Genomic DNA, 18274 nt, shown 5'->3' on the forward strand with positions numbered 1-18274 from the left:
CGGCGGGATCCCGGGGAAGCGTGGTGCGCCGCGTACCTAGGATGCCGGGCATAGCTCACGGGGCTTCTGATTCTGCTGGTGGGACCGTACCCCCACGTCAACGGGTCCTGCTCGAAGGGGAATTAAGTGTCTTCTGCGTTCTCCGCGCTGTCGGTGCGCGGGCGAGGGGCGGCTCGTGTCGCCGCCGTGACCCTGGTGTCCGGACTGGTCGCCGCCTCCGTGGCGGTCGGCGCCGGCACCGCCGCGGCCGACGGGGCGACGCCGGGCCAGGGCGGGGCGACCGCCACCATAGGCGGCCTGAAGACGTACGGCGCCGCGGTCGTGCACACCGGCACCGGTGACCAGCGGCTCTCGGCGGGCCTGTTCGAGATGTCCGTCGACGGCGGCGGCGCCCTCCAGACGTACTGCGTCGACATCCACAACCCCACGCAGCGCGACGCGAGATACCACGAGACCCCGTGGAGCAGCACGTCGCTGGGCGCCAACAAGGACGCCGGCAAGATCCGCTGGATCCTGCAGAACTCCTACCCGCAGGTGAACGATCTCGCCGCGCTGGCCGACCGGGCCGGGGTCGACGGGGTCCTCTCCGAGCAGGACGCGGCGGCCGGTACGCAGGTGGCCATCTGGCGCTACTCGGACGGCGTGGACGTCGAGGCGGTGGACCCGCAGGCCGAGCGCCTCGCGGACTACCTGGAGGGGAACGCGCGGAACACGGCGGAACCCGGGGCGTCCCTGACGCTCGACCCGCCCGCGGTCTCCGGGCACCCCGGTGAGCGGCTCGGCCCGGTGACGCTGCGCACGGACGCGGCCAGCGTGTCCGTGACCCCGCCCGCGGACGCCGCGACCAGCGGGGTGCGGATCGTGGACCGGGAGGGCCGGGCCGTCACCTCGGCCGTGGACGGCAGCCAGCTGTTCTTCGACGTACCCGAGGACGCCGCGGCGGGCCAGGCCGAGCTGTCCGTGCAGGCCTCGACGACCGTGCCGGTCGGACGCGCCCTCGCGGCGGACAACCGCAGCCAGACGCAGATCCTCGCCGGTTCCAGCGAGTCGACCGTCTCGGCGACGGCGAGCGCGACCTGGGCGAAGACCGGGGCCATACCCGCGCTGTCCGCAGTGGAGAACTGCGACAAGGGCAGCGTGGACATCACCGCCTCCAACAAGGGCACCGAGGCGTTCACCTTCGAACTGCTCGGGATCGAGTACACCATCGCGGCCGGTGAGTCGCGCACGGTGACGGTCCCGCTGCAGGAGGACCAGGCGTACGACTTCACGATCCAGGGGCCGGGCGGCTTCCAGAAGCGGTTCGCGGGCGTGCTGGACTGCATGACGCGGGCCGGCGAGGCCGACGCGGCGGGCAGCACCACACAGACCCTGAGCGAGCCCAGCCCCGTCACGGTCGGCTCCCCGGCCGACGACACCAACCTCGCCGCGACCGGTGGCTCGGACATGACCCCGTTGATCGCTGGCTTCGCGATCGGTCTGGTCGTGATCGGCGGCGCGGTGCTCGTCATCCTCCGCAAGAGGGAAGCCCGGACGCAGGGCTGACGTCCCCCGCGGCCTGCGGCCCCCGGGGAACCGCAGGCACCGGACCGGCCGCGGCGGGCGAACGGGCCCTCTCGACCTACGGACGTGCCTGCGGCGCCCGGCAGTCTCGCGGCCGGCCCGGCAGCTCTCACGGGCACCGAGGAGGGCCGGCGCTTCCTCCGACTCCTCGTGGCGATCAGGCCGGATGCGGGTCTCCAGGCGAGCGCTCACGAGGTCCGCCTGGGGGAGGCAGATCTTCCATCTCGCTGTCCCCAGCCGGTCATGTTTCGGTCATGAACCCAGAGCCGGCGCGTTTCCGCACAGGGGTGGCGGTACGGCAAGCTGGGGTGTTACTTGCCGCCGGAGGGCATGAAACAGCCCCTCACCAGTGGTTTTCCTGTCGATGAGGGGCCGTGTCAGGAGGCTTGGGCCGTCTCTGGGCTGTCGCCCTGCTAAGCCGCGCCCTGAGCGGCGGTCCGTACGGCCATGCCGCCACCACCGGCGCTAACTCCGCCGCGCGGGGCCCGCGCGCTGTGGCCGTCGGCCTCGAACTTCCCGTCCCGCAGCTCGAAACGCTCGGGGAGCGAGCATCCGATCGACGGGGTGATCAGCAAGCTCGCGGTAACGGGCGCGGGGTTGGTGCTCGCCGTCGAGAACTCGCAGATCGCGCCCCGCCCGGTGACTGGGAACCAGAACCAGCCGTCCGCCGCGCCGACCCGTACCTCGTCCGACAGTACGAACCGGCCGTGCTGCCGAACGAAGGCTTTCAGGCGGACGGAGGCCTTCAGCGGGTCGGCGGTGGACCGAATCGCGGTCAGGGTGAACTTGACGTTCTCGTCCGCGTCCAGGACCGAGGACGCGATCTGCCTGGTCTCGCTCGCCCGCCCGCCGTTTGTCCGCCCGTCGTCGGCTTCGGAGCTTTCGGCAGGGGCACTCAGCATGGCGGCGGTCGCCGCGGCGGTGACCAGCACCGCACTGCCGCGCGCGAGCGCGGCCATTTGTATCGGCATGATTCCTCCCTGATGCTCATGCGCCTCATTCGCGCAAAATTGCCATTCTTTCCCTTCCATCCGCCAACGGGAAAACCACCTGAATCACCCGTTCGCGCGGCGCCGCGTCACCCGGTCGCCAACCGTCTCTGGTGGGCCGGGGCACCCAGACGAGGCGCGGCCAGCCGTCCAGGTCAGAGGCGATCGGCCGTATGCGTCTCCATCGTGCGGTGGACGTCAGGCATTGGTTACTTGCTGCCGGAGGACCTGACACGGCACCTCCCCAGCGGCTTTCCTGTCGATGAGGGGCCGTGTCAGGCGGCTTGGGCCCTTCCTGGACCACCGTGAGCGTGACCGGCGGCCCGGTATACCGAGGAGATGGCTTTCCGGGTCCGGGTCTCGCTGGACGGCATGAGGTGCGTGTAGACACGGAGCGTGAACCCCGGGTCGCCGTGGCCGAGGTAAAGGCTCAGGGCCTTGATGCTCTCTCCGGCGTCCAGGAGGACCGAGGCACAGAAGTGGCGCAGGGCATTCATGCCGTGTTCGCGGGCTGCCACGTATCGCTGCCCCTTCTCGGGGACCGGGATGATTCCGGCGGATGCTCACGCGGGCTTCCAGGACTGGTCGTTGAACCCCTGGCTCCAGATGGCGGCACCGATGCCGCTCGTCAAGACGAGCCGATGCGTGACCTTCGGGCCGGTGGGTGTCAGCCACGGCAAGGTGACCTCGACCGGCGGGAAGTGCTTCATGTGCTCGGTCAGCGCGGCCGACACCTCGGGGTCGCGGGGCACGTCACGGAGCTTGCCTCGCTTGGGCGGGGCGAAGACCAGCGTCCCGCGCACCTTCATGACCTGCTGGCGGACGTAGAGCCAGCCGAAGTCATCGAGGCTGTTGACGGCCCGGCCGAAGACCTCACCCTGCCGCAGCCCACACCTGTGGCCCGGTACCGCTCGGGCAGCCCGGCCCGTACGCCGAAGACCTGCTCGGCGGTCCACGGATGCACGTGTGACGGTGCGGGACGAGGCGCCTTGACCGATCGCGCCCGTGCCGCAGCGGCAGGCGCCATGGTCGGGCCGGTTGTGCACGCGGCCGAAAGAAGGTGCGGTGAGGGTGGCGAAGACGCGCGGGTGGTCGCGGACGGTGGCGGGGATGTCGCGGCGGTCGTCACCGGCGAGGCCCGCACGGATGAGGTGGTAGGTGTCGCCCGCGTAGGTCTGGGCGCAGGAGGGGCAGCGGGAGGCGCGGCGGTTGCCGCAAGCGACGCGGAGTCGTCCGCCCGGCTCGCCCTCGGTGGAGTAGTGGTGCAGGGTCCGGCCGGTGGCCTTGTCCTTGTGGAGGGTCCCAGCGGCGGTGGGAACCGGACATGTGCTCAGCGGGCACGATCGTGGGTCTCGTGCCTATGGTCGTGACATGTCTGTGTTCATCAAGCTCGTTGAGGTCGGGGATCCCGAGGGCTACACCGACCGCACCATCTCGGACGTCGCCTATGAAGATGTGGCGAACGAACTCAGCTACGCCTACGACCTGCATTCCGGCGGAGCCCTGAGGGTGATCCGGGTGCCGGTCGGACTGCCCGCGGCAGTGGAGTGCGTGTTCAGTCCTGGAGTGTGGTTCAGGGTGCAGGGCCGCTGGCACGGGGCGGGCGGTTCCGATGCGTAAGGGCGGCGGCAGCTGCCATACGGCGAACGGGTAGGTCTCGGGGACCTCGCCATCCCGCACTCGGCCGTGCTCTCCAGGGGTTCGACTGCCCGGGTCTCGTCGATGTGGATCTCTTACACCGCCGTTTCACCCTTACCGACGACCGAGGTCCCCGGCAGTCTGCCTTCTGCGGCACTGTCCCGCGGGTCACCCCGGGTGGCCGATAGCCACCACGCTGCCCTGTGGAGCCCGGACGTTCCACGTGAAGCTCCCTGAGGGGCTCACCGCGAGCGCCCAACCCCCAGTTCCGGCCGGGAGGCGTGGTCGGGGCGAACAGGATCCTGGCCGTCGCCGGGTCGGCCTGTGTGAGTCGTACCCGCAGGAGCTCGCCCGGCGAAGGCCGCCCGCCCTCGATGCGGGCCGGTGACCGCCGGGGTCCGCACCTGTACGGTCCCGACGCTCGGCCGCTGCTCTTCGACGTCCACCACGCAGCCGTCGAAGACGTCGCCCACCCGGTCCTTCAGCAGCGCGGCCTCGGCGATGCCGACCTGCTCCGCTCGGCCGTTCCCGCCCGCCGGGAGCCCTCGGCCATGTCGCGCGGCAGCGCGTCCAGGGCGGCGAGCACCCGGTCCGCAGGATCCGTACGCCCAGTGCGTCGCCGAGGTCGGGGCGCTCACCAGCGCGTTGCGGGCCCTGCTGGAGGCGGCGCACCCCTTTACCGAGGAAGGCGAAGAGAACGGGCGGTGACCGGCATTTTCGGCACCGACCGCCGGATTCGCCCCGGCATTTCGATCACCGTTTGGGGCAGTGCGTGCGCGGTACCCGTGATGGGCTGCGGGATTGGAGGCGCCATGGACAGCAACGAGTTCATCCGGCTCGTCAGCCAGCGGGCCCACGTCCCCGAGGAGCAGGCCTGGGAGCTGACCCGGGCCACGATGCTGACGCTGGCCGAGCGGATCACCGGCGGCGAGGCCAGGCACTTGGCCGGCGTTCTGCCTGCCGAGATCGCGCCGCCCCTGGTCCCACCGGAGGATGTCGCCCAGAAATTCGGCGTTGCCGAATTCGTCCGCCGAGTGAGCGAGCGTGGGGGCGTCGACGAGACCGTGGCGCGCAGGGGCGTCGCGGCGGTTTTCATGACTCTGAGAGAGGCAGTCCCCGACACGGAGTTCCAGGATCTGATGTCGCAACTGCCCAACGAATTCCAAAACATATAGCGTCGGGCAGCCCGGCTCCCGGAACACGGTTGCGCGCACCTCGTGCGGATCGCTCCCGCTGCGGACACGCCATGAGAATGGCTCGCAAGCGCTTGTTTCGACATCCACCGGGCCGGTGGGAGGCTTGGAAGAAGCGGTGGTGCGGCATGTGGGCCTTTCCGGTGCCGCATTCGAGGGCCTGGCGCACGTGGCCGGTTTGCCATGCCAGTCGCGTGTTATGACGCAAATCCCATCGACTTCACGATAGGGGACCTGGCATGAGTACTCAGACGCCCCACATCAGCTCGCCCTCCCGGGTTCCGGCCGGTGCCTCGCCCAACGGGGACGGCATCGTCGTCGGAGCGGGCCCGGTACAGGTGGATGCCTTCATCGACTTTCTATGCCCGTTCTGCAAGCAGTTCGAAGGCAAGAGCGGGCCGCTCCTCGACGAATTGGTGGCCGACAAGGCGATCAGTCTCGTCTACCACCCGATGGGTTTCCTCGACGACCTGTCCACCACCCGGTACTCCTCCCGTGCCTCGGCGGCCTCGGGCTGCGCGTCCGATGGCGGCCACTTCATGGAGTACCTGTACGCGTTGTTCGCCAACCAGCCCCCCGAGGGCGGGCCGGGCCTGTCCGATGACGAACTGGTCGAGCTCGGCCGCGCGGTGGGACTGACGGACAGCTCGTTCGCCGAGGGCGTCCGGCAGGGCGTTTACCTGGACTGGAGCGCCTACGTGACGGCGGTGGCCATCCAGCGGGGCGTGGGCGGAACGCCGACCGTGGCGGTCCAGGGGGTCGCGGTGCCGGCCAACCCCGCGACCATCCTCGCCGCGGTCCGTGCCGCCCTCGCCGCTGTCGGAGGATGAGGCGCCCGCGTTCCCTGCGTCGCAGCCACGCCGGAGAAGGAAGCTCATGGGAGAACGCGGACCTTCCGAGCTTCTTGGAGGCCTTGGCCGCCTCGATCGACGATGCGGACGGGTGGTACGGCAACACCGGCCGGGAGTTCCGCCCGGCGGTGACTGGGCTTTCCTCGCCCGAGCCCTGCAGGCAGCGACCGTGTACGAGTAGGCCGTGCCGTGTCATGCGTGTCGAAGGCCAGCCGATGACGCGCGCGGCACGCAAAGAGAAGCAGGTCAGTAAGGGTGTGACCCAAGATCCACCAAGCGTCTTCTAAGCGCCGACCCCGCTCAGGGCGTCATGCAGGGCGTCATGATCTAGCGATGGATGAGTACCCGAGGCTCACGCGCCCTGAAGCTCGGCCGGAGACATGGTGCGGCGGAGCCGGCCGGCGACCGTAGCTGCTCTGACCGTAGGGACCCGGATCATCGGAGAGGTCGTGCGCCGTCAGCCGTTCGGGATCTTCATACGTATAGAAGGTGTGCCGCCCGGGATGGAGCTGCCTGCCCCTGGGGCCGTCGTCACGGGCGTCGTCTACTGGCTCGACGTACGCAACCACCAGGTGAGGGTCCGGCTCGATGACTGGCAGGCGGATGACGAGTGATCGTTCCTGGGCGTCTCTGGGCCGTGCGATGGTGGCCGAGGCCGACCAACGGCGACCGACACTGACAGAGAGCCACCGCCGCCACCAGGGAAACCCCAGGTCAGAGGCGCCCCGCCATACGCGTTTCCCCCCAGGGGTGGCGGTCAGGCAAGATGGGGTGTATCTGCCCACTGCCTGATTTCAAGCTGCCGGACGGTTTCTCTTGGCTGAGTTCATTTACACCATGCGCAAGGCGCGCAAAGCGCACGGCGACAAGGTGATCCTCGACGACGTCACCCTGAACTTCCTCCCTGGTGCGAAGATCGGCGTCGTCGGCCCGAACGGCGCCGGCAAGTCGACGGTTCTGAAGATCATGGCGGGCATCGAGCAGCCGTCGAACGGTGACGCGTTCCTGTCTCCCGGCTACACCGTGGGCATCCTCCTGCAGGAGCCCCCGCTGAACGAGGAGAAGACCGTCCTGGAGAACGTCCAGGAGGGTGTCGCCGAGATCAAGGGGAAGCTCGACCGCTTCAACGAGATCGCCGAGCAGATGGCGACCGACTACTCGGACGCGCTGCTGGAGGAGATGGGCAAGCTCCAGGAGGAGCTGGACCACGCCAACGCCTGGGACCTCGACGCCCAGCTCGAGCAGGCCATGGACGCCCTGGGCTGCCCGCCCGGCGACTGGCCGGTCGTCAACCTCTCCGGTGGTGAGAAGCGCCGCGTCGCGCTGTGCAAGCTGCTGCTGGAGGCGCCCGACCTGCTGCTCCTCGACGAGCCCACCAACCACCTCGACGCCGAGTCGGTGAACTGGCTGGAGCAGCACCTCGCCAAGTACGAGGGCACCGTCGTGGCCGTCACCCACGACCGGTACTTCCTTGACAACGTCGCCGGCTGGATCTGCGAGGTCGACCGCGGCCGTCTGCACGGCTACGAGGGCAACTACTCCAAGTACCTCGAGACCAAGCAGACCCGTCTCAAGGTCGAGGGCCAGAAGGACGCCAAGCGGGCGAAGAGGCTCAAGGAAGAGCTCGAGTGGGTGCGGTCCAACGCCAAGGGGCGGCAGGCCAAGTCCAAGGCGCGTCTGGCCCGCTACGAGGAGATGGCCGCCGAGGCGGACAAGATGCGGAAGCTGGACTTCGAGGAGATCCAGATCCCGCCGGGGCCGCGTCTGGGCAGCGTCGTGGTCGAGGTCGACAACCTCACCAAGGGCTTCGGCGACAAGCTGCTCATCGACGACCTGAGCTTCACGCTGCCGCGCAACGGCATCGTCGGCGTCATCGGCCCGAACGGCGCTGGCAAGACCACGCTCTTCAAGATGATCCAGGGCCTGGAGACGCCGGACTCCGGTTCGATCAAGGTCGGCGAGACCGTCAAGATCTCGTACGTCGACCAGAGCCGCGAGAACATCGACCCGAAGAAGACGCTGTGGGCCGTCGTCTCCGACGAGCTGGACTACATCAACGTCGGGCAGGTCGAGATGCCGTCGCGGGCGTACGTCTCCGCCTTCGGCTTCAAGGGCCCGGACCAGCAGAAGCCGGCCGGTGTGCTCTCCGGTGGTGAGCGCAACCGCCTGAACCTCGCGCTCACCCTGAAGCAGGGCGGCAACCTGCTGCTCCTCGACGAGCCGACCAACGACCTCGACGTCGAGACGCTCTCCAGCCTGGAGAACGCGCTGCTGGAGTTCCCCGGCTGCGCCGTGGTCGTCTCCCACGACCGGTGGTTCCTGGACCGTGTGGCCACGCACATCCTCGCCTACGAGGGTGATTCCAAGTGGTTCTGGTTCGAGGGCAACTACGAGTCGTACGAGAAGAACAAGATCGAGCGGCTCGGAGCGGACGCCGCCCGTCCGCACCGTGCCACCTACAAGAAGCTGACCCGGGGCTGATCGGTCTTGCGGCACCTCTACCGCTGCCCACTGCGCTGGGCGGACATGGACGCGTACGGCCACGTCAACAACGTGGTGTTCCTCCGCTATCTGGAGGAGGCCCGTATCGACTTCCTGTTCCGCCCGGAGAAGGACTTCCAGCAGGGGTCCGTGGTGGCGCGCCACGAGATCGACTACAAGCGGCAGCTCGTCCACCGGCACACCCCGGTGGACATCGAGCTGTGGGTCACGGAGATCAGGGCCGCGTCCTTCACTCTCGCCTACGAGGTGAAGGACGGCGACGTGGTCTACGTCCGGGCGTCGACGGTGATCGTGCCGTTCGACTTCGAGGCGCAGCGGCCGCGCCGGATCACCGCGGAGGAACGGGAGTTCCTCCGGGAGTACACGGACGACGGCCGGGAGAAGGCCGACGAGGAGGAGGCCGTCGCCGCATGACGGTGCTCCATCTCGCCGACGAGGGGGAGGCGGCGGATCTCGCGGCCTTTCTCTCCCGGCTGCTGCACTACGACCGCGGCGCGGCCGTCCGCCTCCAGGCGGCCGGCACGGCCCTCGCCGTGTTCGGGCGGCCGCCCTCCTTCGAGGTGCTGGCGATCCGGGCGGTGCGGCTCGCCAAGCCGTACGAGAACGGCCTGGACGTCACGCTGGACGTGACCGTCTCGGCCGGTGAACTGCTCGAGTCCGTCGACGAGTCGGCGGCGACGGCCGTCGTCCCGGCGGCGGTGACCGGCCCGCCCTGGGCCGGGGTGCTGCCCCCACGCGGCGGCTGGCGGCGCGAACCGGGGCTGCCGGCGCCGGACGCGCTGCGCGCGATGGTGGACGCGGCGGTCGCCGAGTTCCGCTCCCGCACCGGGGAGTTGCCGCCCGAGCGGCGCACCCGGGCCGAACTCGACCGGATCGGGCGGCAGATCTGGTCCCGTACGGTCGGCGACACCGCGCTGCCCGTGCGGGCCGTGCACGCCGCGCAGTCGCTGGGCTTCCTGCGCGGCCGCGCAGGCGCAGCACAGCCGGACCAGCCGCCGGCCGGACTCTTCTCGTCGGGCGCCTGGCTCAGGCTGCGCACGCCCTTCGGGTCGGTCGCCGTACGCCGGGCGGGGCTCGGGACGCTGGACGTCAGCGTCCGCTGACCCCAGGGCGCCGGGGCGTGGTCAGCCCGCCGCGTTGACCATGGACGCCGCCGCGTACGTCAGGTACTTCCACAGCGTCCGCTCGTGCTCCTCGGAGAGGCCGAGCTCGTCCACGGCGACCCGCATGTGCTTCAGCCAGGCGTCGTGGGCCGCGCGGTCCACGGTGAACGGGGCGTGGCGCATCCGCAGCCGGGGGTGGCCGCGGTTCTCGCTGTACGTGCTGGGTCCGCCCCAGTACTGGATCAGGAACAGGGTCAGGCGCTCCTCCGCCGGACCCAGGTCCTCCTCGGGGTACATGGCCCGCAGCTGCGGGTCCTCGGCCACGCCCTCGTAGAAACGGTGGACGAGGCGGCGGAAGGTCTCCTCCCCGCCGACCTGCTCGTAGAAGGTCTGCTCCTGAAGCGTGCCGCGCCGAATCTCATTCACATCGTCCATGGTCTCAGACGCGAAGACGGAGGACTTCAGGCTTAGGACCAGCCGTCCCCGGCGCCCGGGACGGTCGCCTCGCGGCGGCTTCCGCAGGACAGTGGACGTATGAGCGCGCAGGCTTCGGACCATGATTTCGACGACCTTGACGACCTTGACGACCTTGACGACCTCGACGAGCTCGCCGTCTCGGCGCGGGCCGCGCTGGTGCGCGAGATCGAGCGCAGCGGGGCGTGGGACGGCGACCCGGTCTGGCAGGACGCCTTCGAGCGGGTGCCCAGGCATCTGTTCGTGCCGTACTACTACGTCGGCGTCACCCGCGGCTACGAGCGGTGCTGGGGCGAGAGCCCGAGCGCGGCCGCGCGGGCCCGCTGGATGCGGGGGGCGTACGCCGACACCCCGCTCGCGACCCGGCTGCGCGACGGCGAGCTGCTCTCCTCCAGCAGCCAGCCGTCCCTCATGGCGATGATGCTGGTGGCGCTGGAGGTGGCGGACGGGCACCGGGTGCTGGAGATCGGCACGGGCAGCGGCTACAACGCCGCCCTGCTCGCGCACCGGCTCGGCGACGACGGCCTCGTGACCACCATCGACCTGGAGCCCGAGATCACCGAGTCGGCGCGACGGCATCTCGAGGTCGCGGGCCACCGTCCCGTCGTGGTCACGGGCGACGGGGCGCGCGGGGTGCCCGAGCGCGCCCCCTTCGACCGGATCATCGCGACCTGCACGCTGCCGTCCGTACCGCGGGCCTGGCTGGCCCAGTGCCGCCCGGGCGCGCGCGTCCTCACGCCGTTCGCCACCGGACTGGTCGTGCTGACCGTGACGGACGCCGAGCACGCCGAGGGGCGCTTCCTGGCGACGCCCGCCTACTTCGTGCCGCTGCGCGGGGCGTCCTGGTCGGAGCCGGAGCCCGTCCAGGTGGGCGGGCTGCCGCGCGGGGCCAGGGACCACGAACTGTTCCGCTTCCTGCTGGCGCTGACCCGGGGCGGCATCGACCCACAGGAGGCGTACGCGCTCTGGGAGCGGGAGGACCGGCCGTCGCGGGAGCGGTACGGGATCACCGTGCGCGGCGAGCGGGCGTGGGCCTGGCTGGACGACCCCGAGGGGCCGTACGCCTGGCCGCTGCCCGACTGAGCAGCCCGGCCCCCGCCCTACCGGGCAAAGGCGCCCTACGGCGTAAAGGGACCGCGCATACGGCGAAGGGGCGGTCGTACGGCGCCGTCAGGCCGTACGACCGCCCCCGCGAGCGCCGGCGCGCGGGCTAGCCGCGCCGGATCGTGATCGTCGTCCACGCCCCGACGTGCACCCGGTCGCCGTCCTGGAGCGGAACGGGGACGAAGGGCTGGATCGGGTCCTCGGAGTTGTTCACCGTGGTGCCGTTCGTCGAGTTCTGGTCGACGACCGCCCAGGTGCCGTCCGGCTGCTGGACCAGCACGGCGTGCTGGTGCGAGACGCCCGGGTCCTCCGGCGGCACCGACAGGTCGATGTCGGGGGACTCGCCGGTGGAGTGCCGGCGGCGGCCGATGGTGATCTGGTTGCCGGTGAGCGTGCGCTGCTGCTCGGGCGAGTACGCGGGCAGGTTCAGGCCCGCGGCCTCCGGGCCGGAGCGCTGCATCATCGCCATGAAGTACTCGCGGTCCGGACCGATGGTCGCCGTCCAGGTCGCCGGCTGCTGCTGGTAGCCGGGGCCGGGCGGCGGCGCCTGTCCGGGACCCTGCTGCGGGTAGCCGTAGCCGCCTTGCCCGGGGCCGCCCGGCGCGCCCTGGCCGGGGCCGGAGCCCGGAGGCGAGATCACCCAGTCGTCCCCGCCGCCGCCGAAGGACGGGCCGCCCTGCTGCGGGCGGTTGCCCCCCTGCGGGAAGCCGGGCGGGGCCTGCGGGGCCGAGTGGCCGGGACCGGCCGGATGGAACGCCTGCGGGGCGCCACCGCCCGCGCCGGGGCCGGGCTGCGTGGGGGCGGGCGGCGGGGGAGCCTGCCGCGAGGGGTCGCCGAAGCCACCGGGACCGCCCGGACCGCCACCGGGACCGCCGGGACCGCCGCCGAAGCCGCCAGGCCCACCGGGGCCACCCTGGCCGCCGCGGCCGGGGCCGCCCGGGCCCTGCGGGTCCGCGCCGAACGGCGGGATCGGCTCCGCCGGGCGGTTCACCTGGGACGGGCGCGAGCCCTGGTAGTCATAGGAGTCACCGCCGCCGAACGACGGCGGGGGACCGGGCTGCTGCTGGAAGTGCGAGGGCAGGCCGGGGCCACCGGGCGCCGGGGGGCGCGGGGCGGCGGGCGTGTACGAGGTCGCCGTGTTCGTCAGGAAGTTCCACCGGCACTCCTCGCAGAACGGCGCACCGCCCTCACGGGGCGTGCGGCACTGCGGGCAGAGCTCGGGCTCCGGACCGCCGGGCATGGGCGGACGCCCGCCCTGCCGGCCGGGGTGAGGACCACCATGGCCACCGGGCGGGGGGAAGCCGTAGCCGCCGGCGGGCGGGGGCGGCGGAGGCGGAGGTACGGCACCGGCCATGCGGTGACCGCAGACCTCGCACCAGTCGTCGGAACCCGACTGGTGTCCGTTCGGGCAGGTCGGCATGTCGGCGCTTCCCCCTCTCCTTTCCGGTCGTTCCCGACCGGATTTCTTCCCACCCCGAGGGGCCAGGCTCGATGCTTCTGCAGGGTCCTGCTGGTCACTTCTTTACACGAACAGTCTTTGTCGACCGTGTCTCGAGTGTCATCTCGTCGGCCTCCGCGACCTTCGCCTTCAGTCGCACAGTACCCGTCGCGACATCGACCACGTCCACCACCTTCGCAAGGAGTTTCGCCGTATCCGCGTTTCCGGAGGCCCCGGCGAGCTGAACGGCGCGGCCCAGTTTGGCCGTTGCTCCATCGATATCGCCGGCTTTGCGGAGATCCAACCCTTCTTGGATGGCCTGGGCCAGTTCGGCCTGACCGGTGTAGTGGGCGACTTGGGGGTTGATCGATGTCGAAGCGGTCATGTCGTCGGTCCATACGGCCCGTACGAGACCCTGTGCGCCCAGGTTCTGAGCACTTCCGTCCGGTTGGGGCACGACCAGGGAGACCCGGGCGGCGAGCATCTCCTGGCCGAGGCCGGCGGCCGGGACCTCCACGCATACGTGGTAGTCACGGGACTCGTCGCCCCAGGAGCCCGTGGGGTAGTCGCCGGCGCGCGGTCCCGCCTCGGTACGGCGGCCGGTCAGGTCCTCGACCGTGGGCGCGACCTGCTTGACGAACCGGATCGTGGTGCCGACCGGGGTCCACACCCGCAGCGCGACGTCCGCGACCTCCTTGCCCATCGCGGTCTCCATCATCCCCCTGAAGTCGGCGGCGAGGCCGGCCGGGTCGGCGACGATGTCCGCGCTGCCGAGGAGGGCGGAGGCGATCGATGTGACTTCTTTCACTTCCCAGTCGGTGCCCACGCCCCGGGCGTCACAGGTGAACCGCCCGGCACAGGCGTCCAGTGTGGCCTTCAGGTCCCCGGCCGACTCGTGCTCGTTGCGGCCGTCGGTGAGCAGGATGCCGTGCCGGATGGCGACGTCGGCGGAGGAGAGCAGTCGGTCGGCGAGGCGCAGCCAGGTGCCGATGGCGGTGCCGCCGCCCGCGCTGAGCTTGCGCAGCGCCTGCTTGGCCTGCTCGCGGGTGGTGGCGTCGGCGACGGCGAGGCGGCCGCCGCCCGGGTACACCTCCTTGGCCACATGGGTGCCGCCGATCACCGCGAAGTGGACGCCGTCGCGCAGGGTGTCGACGGCGGCGGCCGTGGCGTCGCGGGCGTTGCGCATCTTGGTCGGCGGATAGTCCATCGAGCCGGAGCAGTCGACCATGAGCGCGACGGCCGCGTTCGCGTCCGGTCCGGCAGTGCGGGCCGCGGCGGCCGTACCGCCGAGGGTGCCGCCACCCGTGGAGGTGACCGTGACGATCGCGTTGACCTCGCTGCCGCCCTCCGGCAGGTACTCGTTCTGGTACACGTCCACCGAGAACCGCGGCACGCTTGGTTTCGAGAAATTGGCCATATGTTCTCAAATCCCCCTAGAGAACCCCGTGCTGGGGTCATGGCTGCCGACGGACCGGTCCCCTCCGGTCCGTTGAGGCCGTCCCCGCGGCAGGCCTCAGGCCGATCCTGCCCCTGCCGGCGGTGCCGGGAACGGCAGGACGGCCACTGTTACGTTGTCGTGCCCGCCGCCGTCGAGGGCGTGGCCCACGAGCACCCGGGCGGCGTGCAGGGGGCGCGTGGCGGCGTCGGCCGGGACGATCTCGGCCATGTGCTCGGCGGCCTCGGCGTAGTTCCACAGGCCGTCCGTGCAGACCACGACGACCCCCGGGCGGTCCGGCTTGAAGGACGCGGTGTGCGGCTCCAGTTCGTAGGCGTCCGCGCCGAGCCAGCCCGTGATGGCGTGGGCCCGCTCGTCGGCGTACGCCTCGGCCTCGTTCATCAGGCCCGCCGCGACCATCTGCGCGGCCCAGGAGTCGTCCTCGGTGAGCCGGGCCGGGGGAGCGGAGCGGTCGGCCGGGACCCAGTAGACGCGGCTGTCCCCGACCCAGCCGACGACCAGCAGGTCCGGGGTGACCACGGAGCCGACGATCGTGCACGCCGGGGCGTTCTGGTGGGGGGCCTGCTCACGGGCCGTGGCCGGTTCGGCGGCGAGCGCGTTGACCGCGTTCGAGGCGGCGACGATCGCCTCGTGCAGGGCCTGCTGCGGATGGGTGCCGCGGGGCAGCGCGGCCAGCAGCGACTCGGCGGAGGCCCGGGACGCGGCCAGGGAGGCGTCGTCGGGGCGGGTCGCCGAGGACACCCCGTCGCAGACCATCGCCAGGGTCGCCGGGCGCCCGTCGGGCAGGGTGGTGCACGCGACGGCGAACGCGTCCTCGTTGCGGTGGTGGCGCAGGCCCCGGTCGCTGACGGCGGCGACCGGGCCGGCCTCCTGCTCCATGTGGTCCCGTTCGCGGGGCTGGGCGTGCCCGCAGTTCTCGCAGTAGCCGTCCCGGTCGACCTGGCCGGCGCGGCAGGCGACGCACACCTTGGTGCCCTCCGGCGGGGTGGGCGCTCCGGCGCTCACCCGGGGGTCGGGGGTTTGCGGGGCGTACGCGTCGGGCTCGGCCGGGCGGTCGAGGCGCACCCCGGAGGGCTGCGCGTCGGGGGACTCCGCCGGCACGGGGACACCGTCCGGCACGGTCGGGGTGCGCGGGGCGGGGTCGCTCTCGCCGGCCTGGGCAGGCAACCGGGGCGGGCCGGACGCGGGCGCGGCGGGGGCGGGGGTGCCGGGCGGCGGCACCGGCGGCGGGGGAGGCGCGCCCGGGGGCAGGTCGTGACCGCCGGACCCGGTGCCCATGGAGGCCGAGCCGTTCAGCGCGATGGTGGGGTGGTCGTCCGGCCGTGCGGGCACGGTGGACAGGTCGTATCCGCACGCACCGCAGAAACGGTCACCCGAGTCGAGCGGCCAGGCGCAGCTCGGGCAGGCGGACAACTGGGGCATCTGCGACATCAACTACACCCACGTCCGGGGGCGGTAACGGTTGGCACGTTCCACCAGGTCGATCCTCTCCTCGCCGCCCGGGGCCAGCCGGGCCAGCATGCGGTACGAGCGCTCCAGGCCGAACCGCAGTCCCCGCTCGTCCAGGCCACTGCCGAGCAGCGTCCGTCCTCCGGGGGCGGACGGGGCGGAACCCTGGCCACCGGAGAGTATCCAGTCCAGCGCCGCACCGAGCACTTCCGCCGACAACTGCTCCCGGCGCGCCGGGTCCAGGCCGTACGCGTCCAGCGCCTCCACCTGCCCCGCGGCGGCCGTCAGGTCGTCCAGGAACGGTACGTCCCCGGCGACCGCCGTGCGTTGACGCAGCCGGGCCCGGACCGCCGCGACGCGTGCCGCCGTGTAGTGGATCGAGCTCTCCGGGACGGACTCCAGGGTCGCCACGGCCCCGCGGCGGTCCCCCGTCGCGAGCTGGACCCGCGCGAGGCCGAAGGCGGCGCTGACATGGCTGGGGTCGGTCGTCCACACGAGGCGGTAGTACTCGGCGGCGTTGTCCAACTGGCCCAGCACCTCGGCGCACAGACCGAGGGCCAGCTTCGGGGCGAGCTCCCCGGGGAAGGCGTCGTAGATCGCGTCGAAGGCGAGCGCGGCGCCCTCGTGGTCCCCGGTGACCAGCGCGGCCACGCCCCGGTACCAGACGACCCGCCAGTCGTCGGGGCCTTCGTCCTCCAGCCGCAGCAGGGCCTCGTGCGCGGCGCCCGGGTCGCCGCCCTCCAGCCAGGCCCGCACCTGCCGCAGCCGGGACTCCGTCGACGGCGCCGGCACCGCGGCGAGCGCGCCGAGCAGTTCCGCCGGGGCGGTGGTCAGCAGACCCGCGAGGAAACCGGCGTTCGGGTCCGCGGGGTCGACATGGGGGACCGGCAGGGCCAGCGCGGCGGCGGGGGCGTCGGCCTCCTTGACGATCCGTGCCGGGGCCGGCGCGGTCACGGCCGGCGTCCGGCGGGCGGCGCCCCCGCGGGCCGGCACCGGGCGCGCCCCCAGCCGGGAGACCTCCCCGGCCGGCTCCGGGAACAGCACGGTGTCGGTGACCCGCACCTCCGGCCCGAACAGGGTGGACAGCGCGGGCCGCGCCCGGCCCGTCTGCAGGGAGACCACCTCGCGCAGCACCCCCGTCAGCTGCTCCGCCATCTCCTGCGCGGAGGCGAAACGGCGGGCCGGGTCGGGGTCGGTGGCACGGACCAGGAGCCGGTAGAAGGACTCGTACCGGCGGAAGACCTCGATGTGGTCGGGGTCGGGCAGCGAGTCGGCGTAGACGTTCGTGTAGCCCTGGAAGTCGAAGGTCAGCACGGCGAGGGTGCGGGCGACCGTGTAGAGGTCCGAGGCGACCGACGGGCCGACCTCGGCGACCTCCGGCGCCTGGTAGCCGACCGTGCCGTAGACGGCCGACTCGTCGTCGTCCATCCTGCGCACCGCGCCCATGTCGATCAGCTTGAGCTGGTCCTCGGTCTGGAGGGCGTTGTCGACCTTGAAGTCGCAGTACAGCAGGTTGCGGTTGTGGAGATGGCCGAGCGCCTCCAGGGCCTCGATGCCGTACGCGCACGCCTGCTCCACCGGCAGCGGGTCGCGCCGGCCCGTCTCCGTACGGCGCGCGTTCGCTATCTCCTTCAGGGACTTGCCGCCGACGTACTCCATCACGATGTAGCCGTCGAGGGAGCCGGTGCGCTGGTCGAGGTGCTCGACGAAGTTGTAGATCCGCACGATGTTGGCGTGCTCGATCTCCGCGAGGAAGCGCCGCTCCGATATCGCCGCCGCCATCGCGTCCTGGTCACCGGTGTCCAGCAGGCCCTTGAGCACCACCCAGCGGTCGGAGACCGCCCGGTCCACGGCCAGGTAGATCCAGCCCAGCCCGCCGTGCGCCAGACAGCCCACGACCTCGTACTGGCCGTGCACGACGTCCCCGGCGCGCAGCTTGGGCACGAACGAGTACGGGTGCCCGCACTTCGTGCAGAACCCCTCGGTGCGGCCCGGCCGGTCGCCGCGGGCCCGGCCGACGGGCGCGCCGCAGTCGGAGCGGGAGCAGAACCGCTTGCGCTCCGGCACCTCCGCCTTCTCCAGCACCATCGCGCGCGGGTCGGGCCGCGGCACGTCCGGCACCTGGACCAGCCCGGCGCCGAGCCGGCCGCGGCCGCTGGAGCCGGCCGTGGAGCCGGAGCTGCGCACCGACACCGAACGGCCCGTGGACCGCCCCGACACCGAGCGCGACAGCCGCCCCGACACCGAGCGCCGGGACCGCGAGGAGCGCGACGACTGCGAGGTCGTCCGCGAGCTGCCCCGGCCGGTGGGGCGTGAACCGCCGCTGCCCGAGGCGCCCTTGCCGCCCACCGCGACCCCGGTGGGCGGCGAGCCGACCGTGCCGGTCGCCGAGACGACCGGGGCCAGGCCGCAGGTGTCGCAGTACAGCTCGCCGCCGCCCATGTCCTCGTACGACCCGGTGCAGTCCGGGCGCTGACAGGTCTGCCCCGCCTGGCTCATGTCTCCCCCCTGCCC

The 18274-nt window shown here is 71.8% G+C and carries 16 protein-coding genes and 2 pseudogenes; 8 read left to right on the plus strand and 10 right to left on the minus strand.

Annotation, left to right across the window (positions count from 1 at the left end):
* Positions 1–126 precede the first annotated feature (126 nt).
* Positions 127–1545 (plus strand): Cys-Gln thioester bond-forming surface protein, encoded by a 1419-nt coding sequence (locus ACFRAC_RS01675; RefSeq protein WP_382919446.1) that lies wholly within the window; start codon positions 127–129, stop codon positions 1543–1545.
* A 431-nt stretch (positions 1546–1976) separates the two neighbouring features.
* Here ACFRAC_RS01675 and ACFRAC_RS01680 read toward each other — a convergent pair whose 3' ends face one another.
* The 4 genes and pseudogenes from ACFRAC_RS01680 to ACFRAC_RS01695 all read right to left on the minus strand — a co-directional run.
* Positions 1977–2594, minus strand: coding sequence for a hypothetical protein (locus ACFRAC_RS01680; RefSeq protein WP_382919448.1), 618 nt, complete (start codon positions 2592–2594; stop codon positions 1977–1979).
* Between the two features lie 233 nt (positions 2595–2827).
* Complete coding sequence (locus tag ACFRAC_RS01685) at positions 2828–3070, minus strand: integrase (protein ID WP_382919449.1); 243 nt, start codon at positions 3068–3070, stop codon at positions 2828–2830.
* Between the two features lie 45 nt (positions 3071–3115).
* Positions 3116–3508, minus strand: a complete 393-nt coding sequence (locus ACFRAC_RS01690; protein WP_382919451.1) for a hypothetical protein — start codon at positions 3506–3508, stop codon at positions 3116–3118.
* A 48-nt stretch (positions 3509–3556) separates the two neighbouring features.
* A pseudogene (locus ACFRAC_RS01695) lies at positions 3557–3856 on the minus strand (replication initiator); the annotation flags it as partial.
* A gap of 67 nt (positions 3857–3923) precedes the next feature.
* Between ACFRAC_RS01695 and ACFRAC_RS01700 the strand changes: the two are divergent.
* Positions 3924–4172: a hypothetical protein gene (locus tag ACFRAC_RS01700; protein ID WP_382919452.1), complete on the plus strand. Its 249-nt coding sequence runs from the start codon at positions 3924–3926 to the stop codon at positions 4170–4172.
* A gap of 304 nt (positions 4173–4476) precedes the next feature.
* On the opposite strand, the pseudogene ACFRAC_RS01705 reads toward ACFRAC_RS01700, so the two are convergent.
* Positions 4477–4791: pseudogene (locus tag ACFRAC_RS01705) on the minus strand (RNB domain-containing ribonuclease); the annotation flags it as partial.
* Positions 4792–4894: 103 nt separating this feature from the next.
* Between ACFRAC_RS01705 and ACFRAC_RS01710 the strand changes: the two are divergent.
* The 5 genes from ACFRAC_RS01710 to ACFRAC_RS01730 all read left to right on the plus strand — a co-directional run bounded on the left by ACFRAC_RS01710 (position 4895) and on the right by ACFRAC_RS01730 (position 9839).
* Positions 4895–5365: a DUF2267 domain-containing protein gene (locus ACFRAC_RS01710; protein WP_382919453.1), complete on the plus strand. Its 471-nt coding sequence runs from the start codon at positions 4895–4897 to the stop codon at positions 5363–5365.
* A gap of 257 nt (positions 5366–5622) precedes the next feature.
* Positions 5623–6213 carry a DsbA family protein gene (locus tag ACFRAC_RS01715; protein WP_382919455.1) on the plus strand — a complete coding sequence of 197 codons (591 nt, stop codon included), beginning with the start codon at positions 5623–5625 and terminating at the stop codon, positions 6211–6213.
* Between the two features lie 837 nt (positions 6214–7050).
* Positions 7051–8715, plus strand: coding sequence for an energy-dependent translational throttle protein EttA (gene ettA, locus ACFRAC_RS01720; protein WP_382919457.1), 1665 nt, complete (start codon positions 7051–7053; stop codon positions 8713–8715).
* Between the two features lie 6 nt (positions 8716–8721).
* The gene (locus ACFRAC_RS01725) at positions 8722–9150 is read left to right on the plus strand and encodes an acyl-CoA thioesterase (protein WP_382919458.1); all 429 of its coding nucleotides are present in this window, start codon (positions 8722–8724) and stop codon (positions 9148–9150) included.
* Positions 9147–9839, plus strand: a complete 693-nt coding sequence (locus tag ACFRAC_RS01730) for a hypothetical protein (protein ID WP_382919459.1) — start codon at positions 9147–9149, stop codon at positions 9837–9839. The genes ACFRAC_RS01725 and ACFRAC_RS01730 overlap by 4 nt, the downstream gene beginning before the upstream one ends.
* A 21-nt stretch (positions 9840–9860) precedes the next feature.
* On the opposite strand, the gene ACFRAC_RS01735 is transcribed toward ACFRAC_RS01730, so the two are convergent.
* Complete coding sequence (locus tag ACFRAC_RS01735) at positions 9861–10274, minus strand: globin (RefSeq protein ID WP_382919461.1); 414 nt, start codon at positions 10272–10274, stop codon at positions 9861–9863.
* Positions 10275–10373: 99 nt separating this feature from the next.
* Here ACFRAC_RS01735 and ACFRAC_RS01740 point away from each other — a divergent pair, with 99 nt between their 5' ends.
* The gene (locus ACFRAC_RS01740) at positions 10374–11396 is read left to right on the plus strand and encodes a methyltransferase domain-containing protein (RefSeq protein WP_382919463.1); all 1023 of its coding nucleotides are present in this window, start codon (positions 10374–10376) and stop codon (positions 11394–11396) included.
* A gap of 127 nt (positions 11397–11523) precedes the next feature.
* Here ACFRAC_RS01740 and ACFRAC_RS01745 read toward each other — a convergent pair whose 3' ends face one another.
* The 4 genes from ACFRAC_RS01745 to ACFRAC_RS01760 all read right to left on the minus strand — a co-directional run bounded on the left by ACFRAC_RS01745 (position 11524) and on the right by ACFRAC_RS01760 (position 18259).
* Positions 11524–12837, minus strand: coding sequence for an FHA domain-containing protein (locus ACFRAC_RS01745; RefSeq protein WP_382919465.1), 1314 nt, complete (start codon positions 12835–12837; stop codon positions 11524–11526).
* A gap of 94 nt (positions 12838–12931) precedes the next feature.
* Positions 12932–14272: a VWA domain-containing protein gene (locus ACFRAC_RS01750; protein ID WP_382919467.1), complete on the minus strand. Its 1341-nt coding sequence runs from the start codon at positions 14270–14272 to the stop codon at positions 12932–12934.
* Between the two features lie 96 nt (positions 14273–14368).
* Entirely contained in the window at positions 14369–15742 is a 1374-nt protein-coding gene (locus ACFRAC_RS01755; RefSeq protein ID WP_382919469.1) for a PP2C family serine/threonine-protein phosphatase, read from the minus strand.
* Between the two features lie 3 nt (positions 15743–15745).
* On the minus strand, positions 15746–18259 hold the full coding sequence (locus ACFRAC_RS01760; protein ID WP_382919471.1) for a tetratricopeptide repeat protein: 2514 nt from the start codon (positions 18257–18259) through the stop codon (positions 15746–15748).
* Positions 18260–18274 lie beyond the last annotated feature (15 nt).

Source organism: Streptomyces sp. NPDC056628 (assembly GCF_042792555.1).
Classification (GTDB): domain Bacteria; phylum Actinomycetota; class Actinomycetes; order Streptomycetales; family Streptomycetaceae; genus Streptomyces.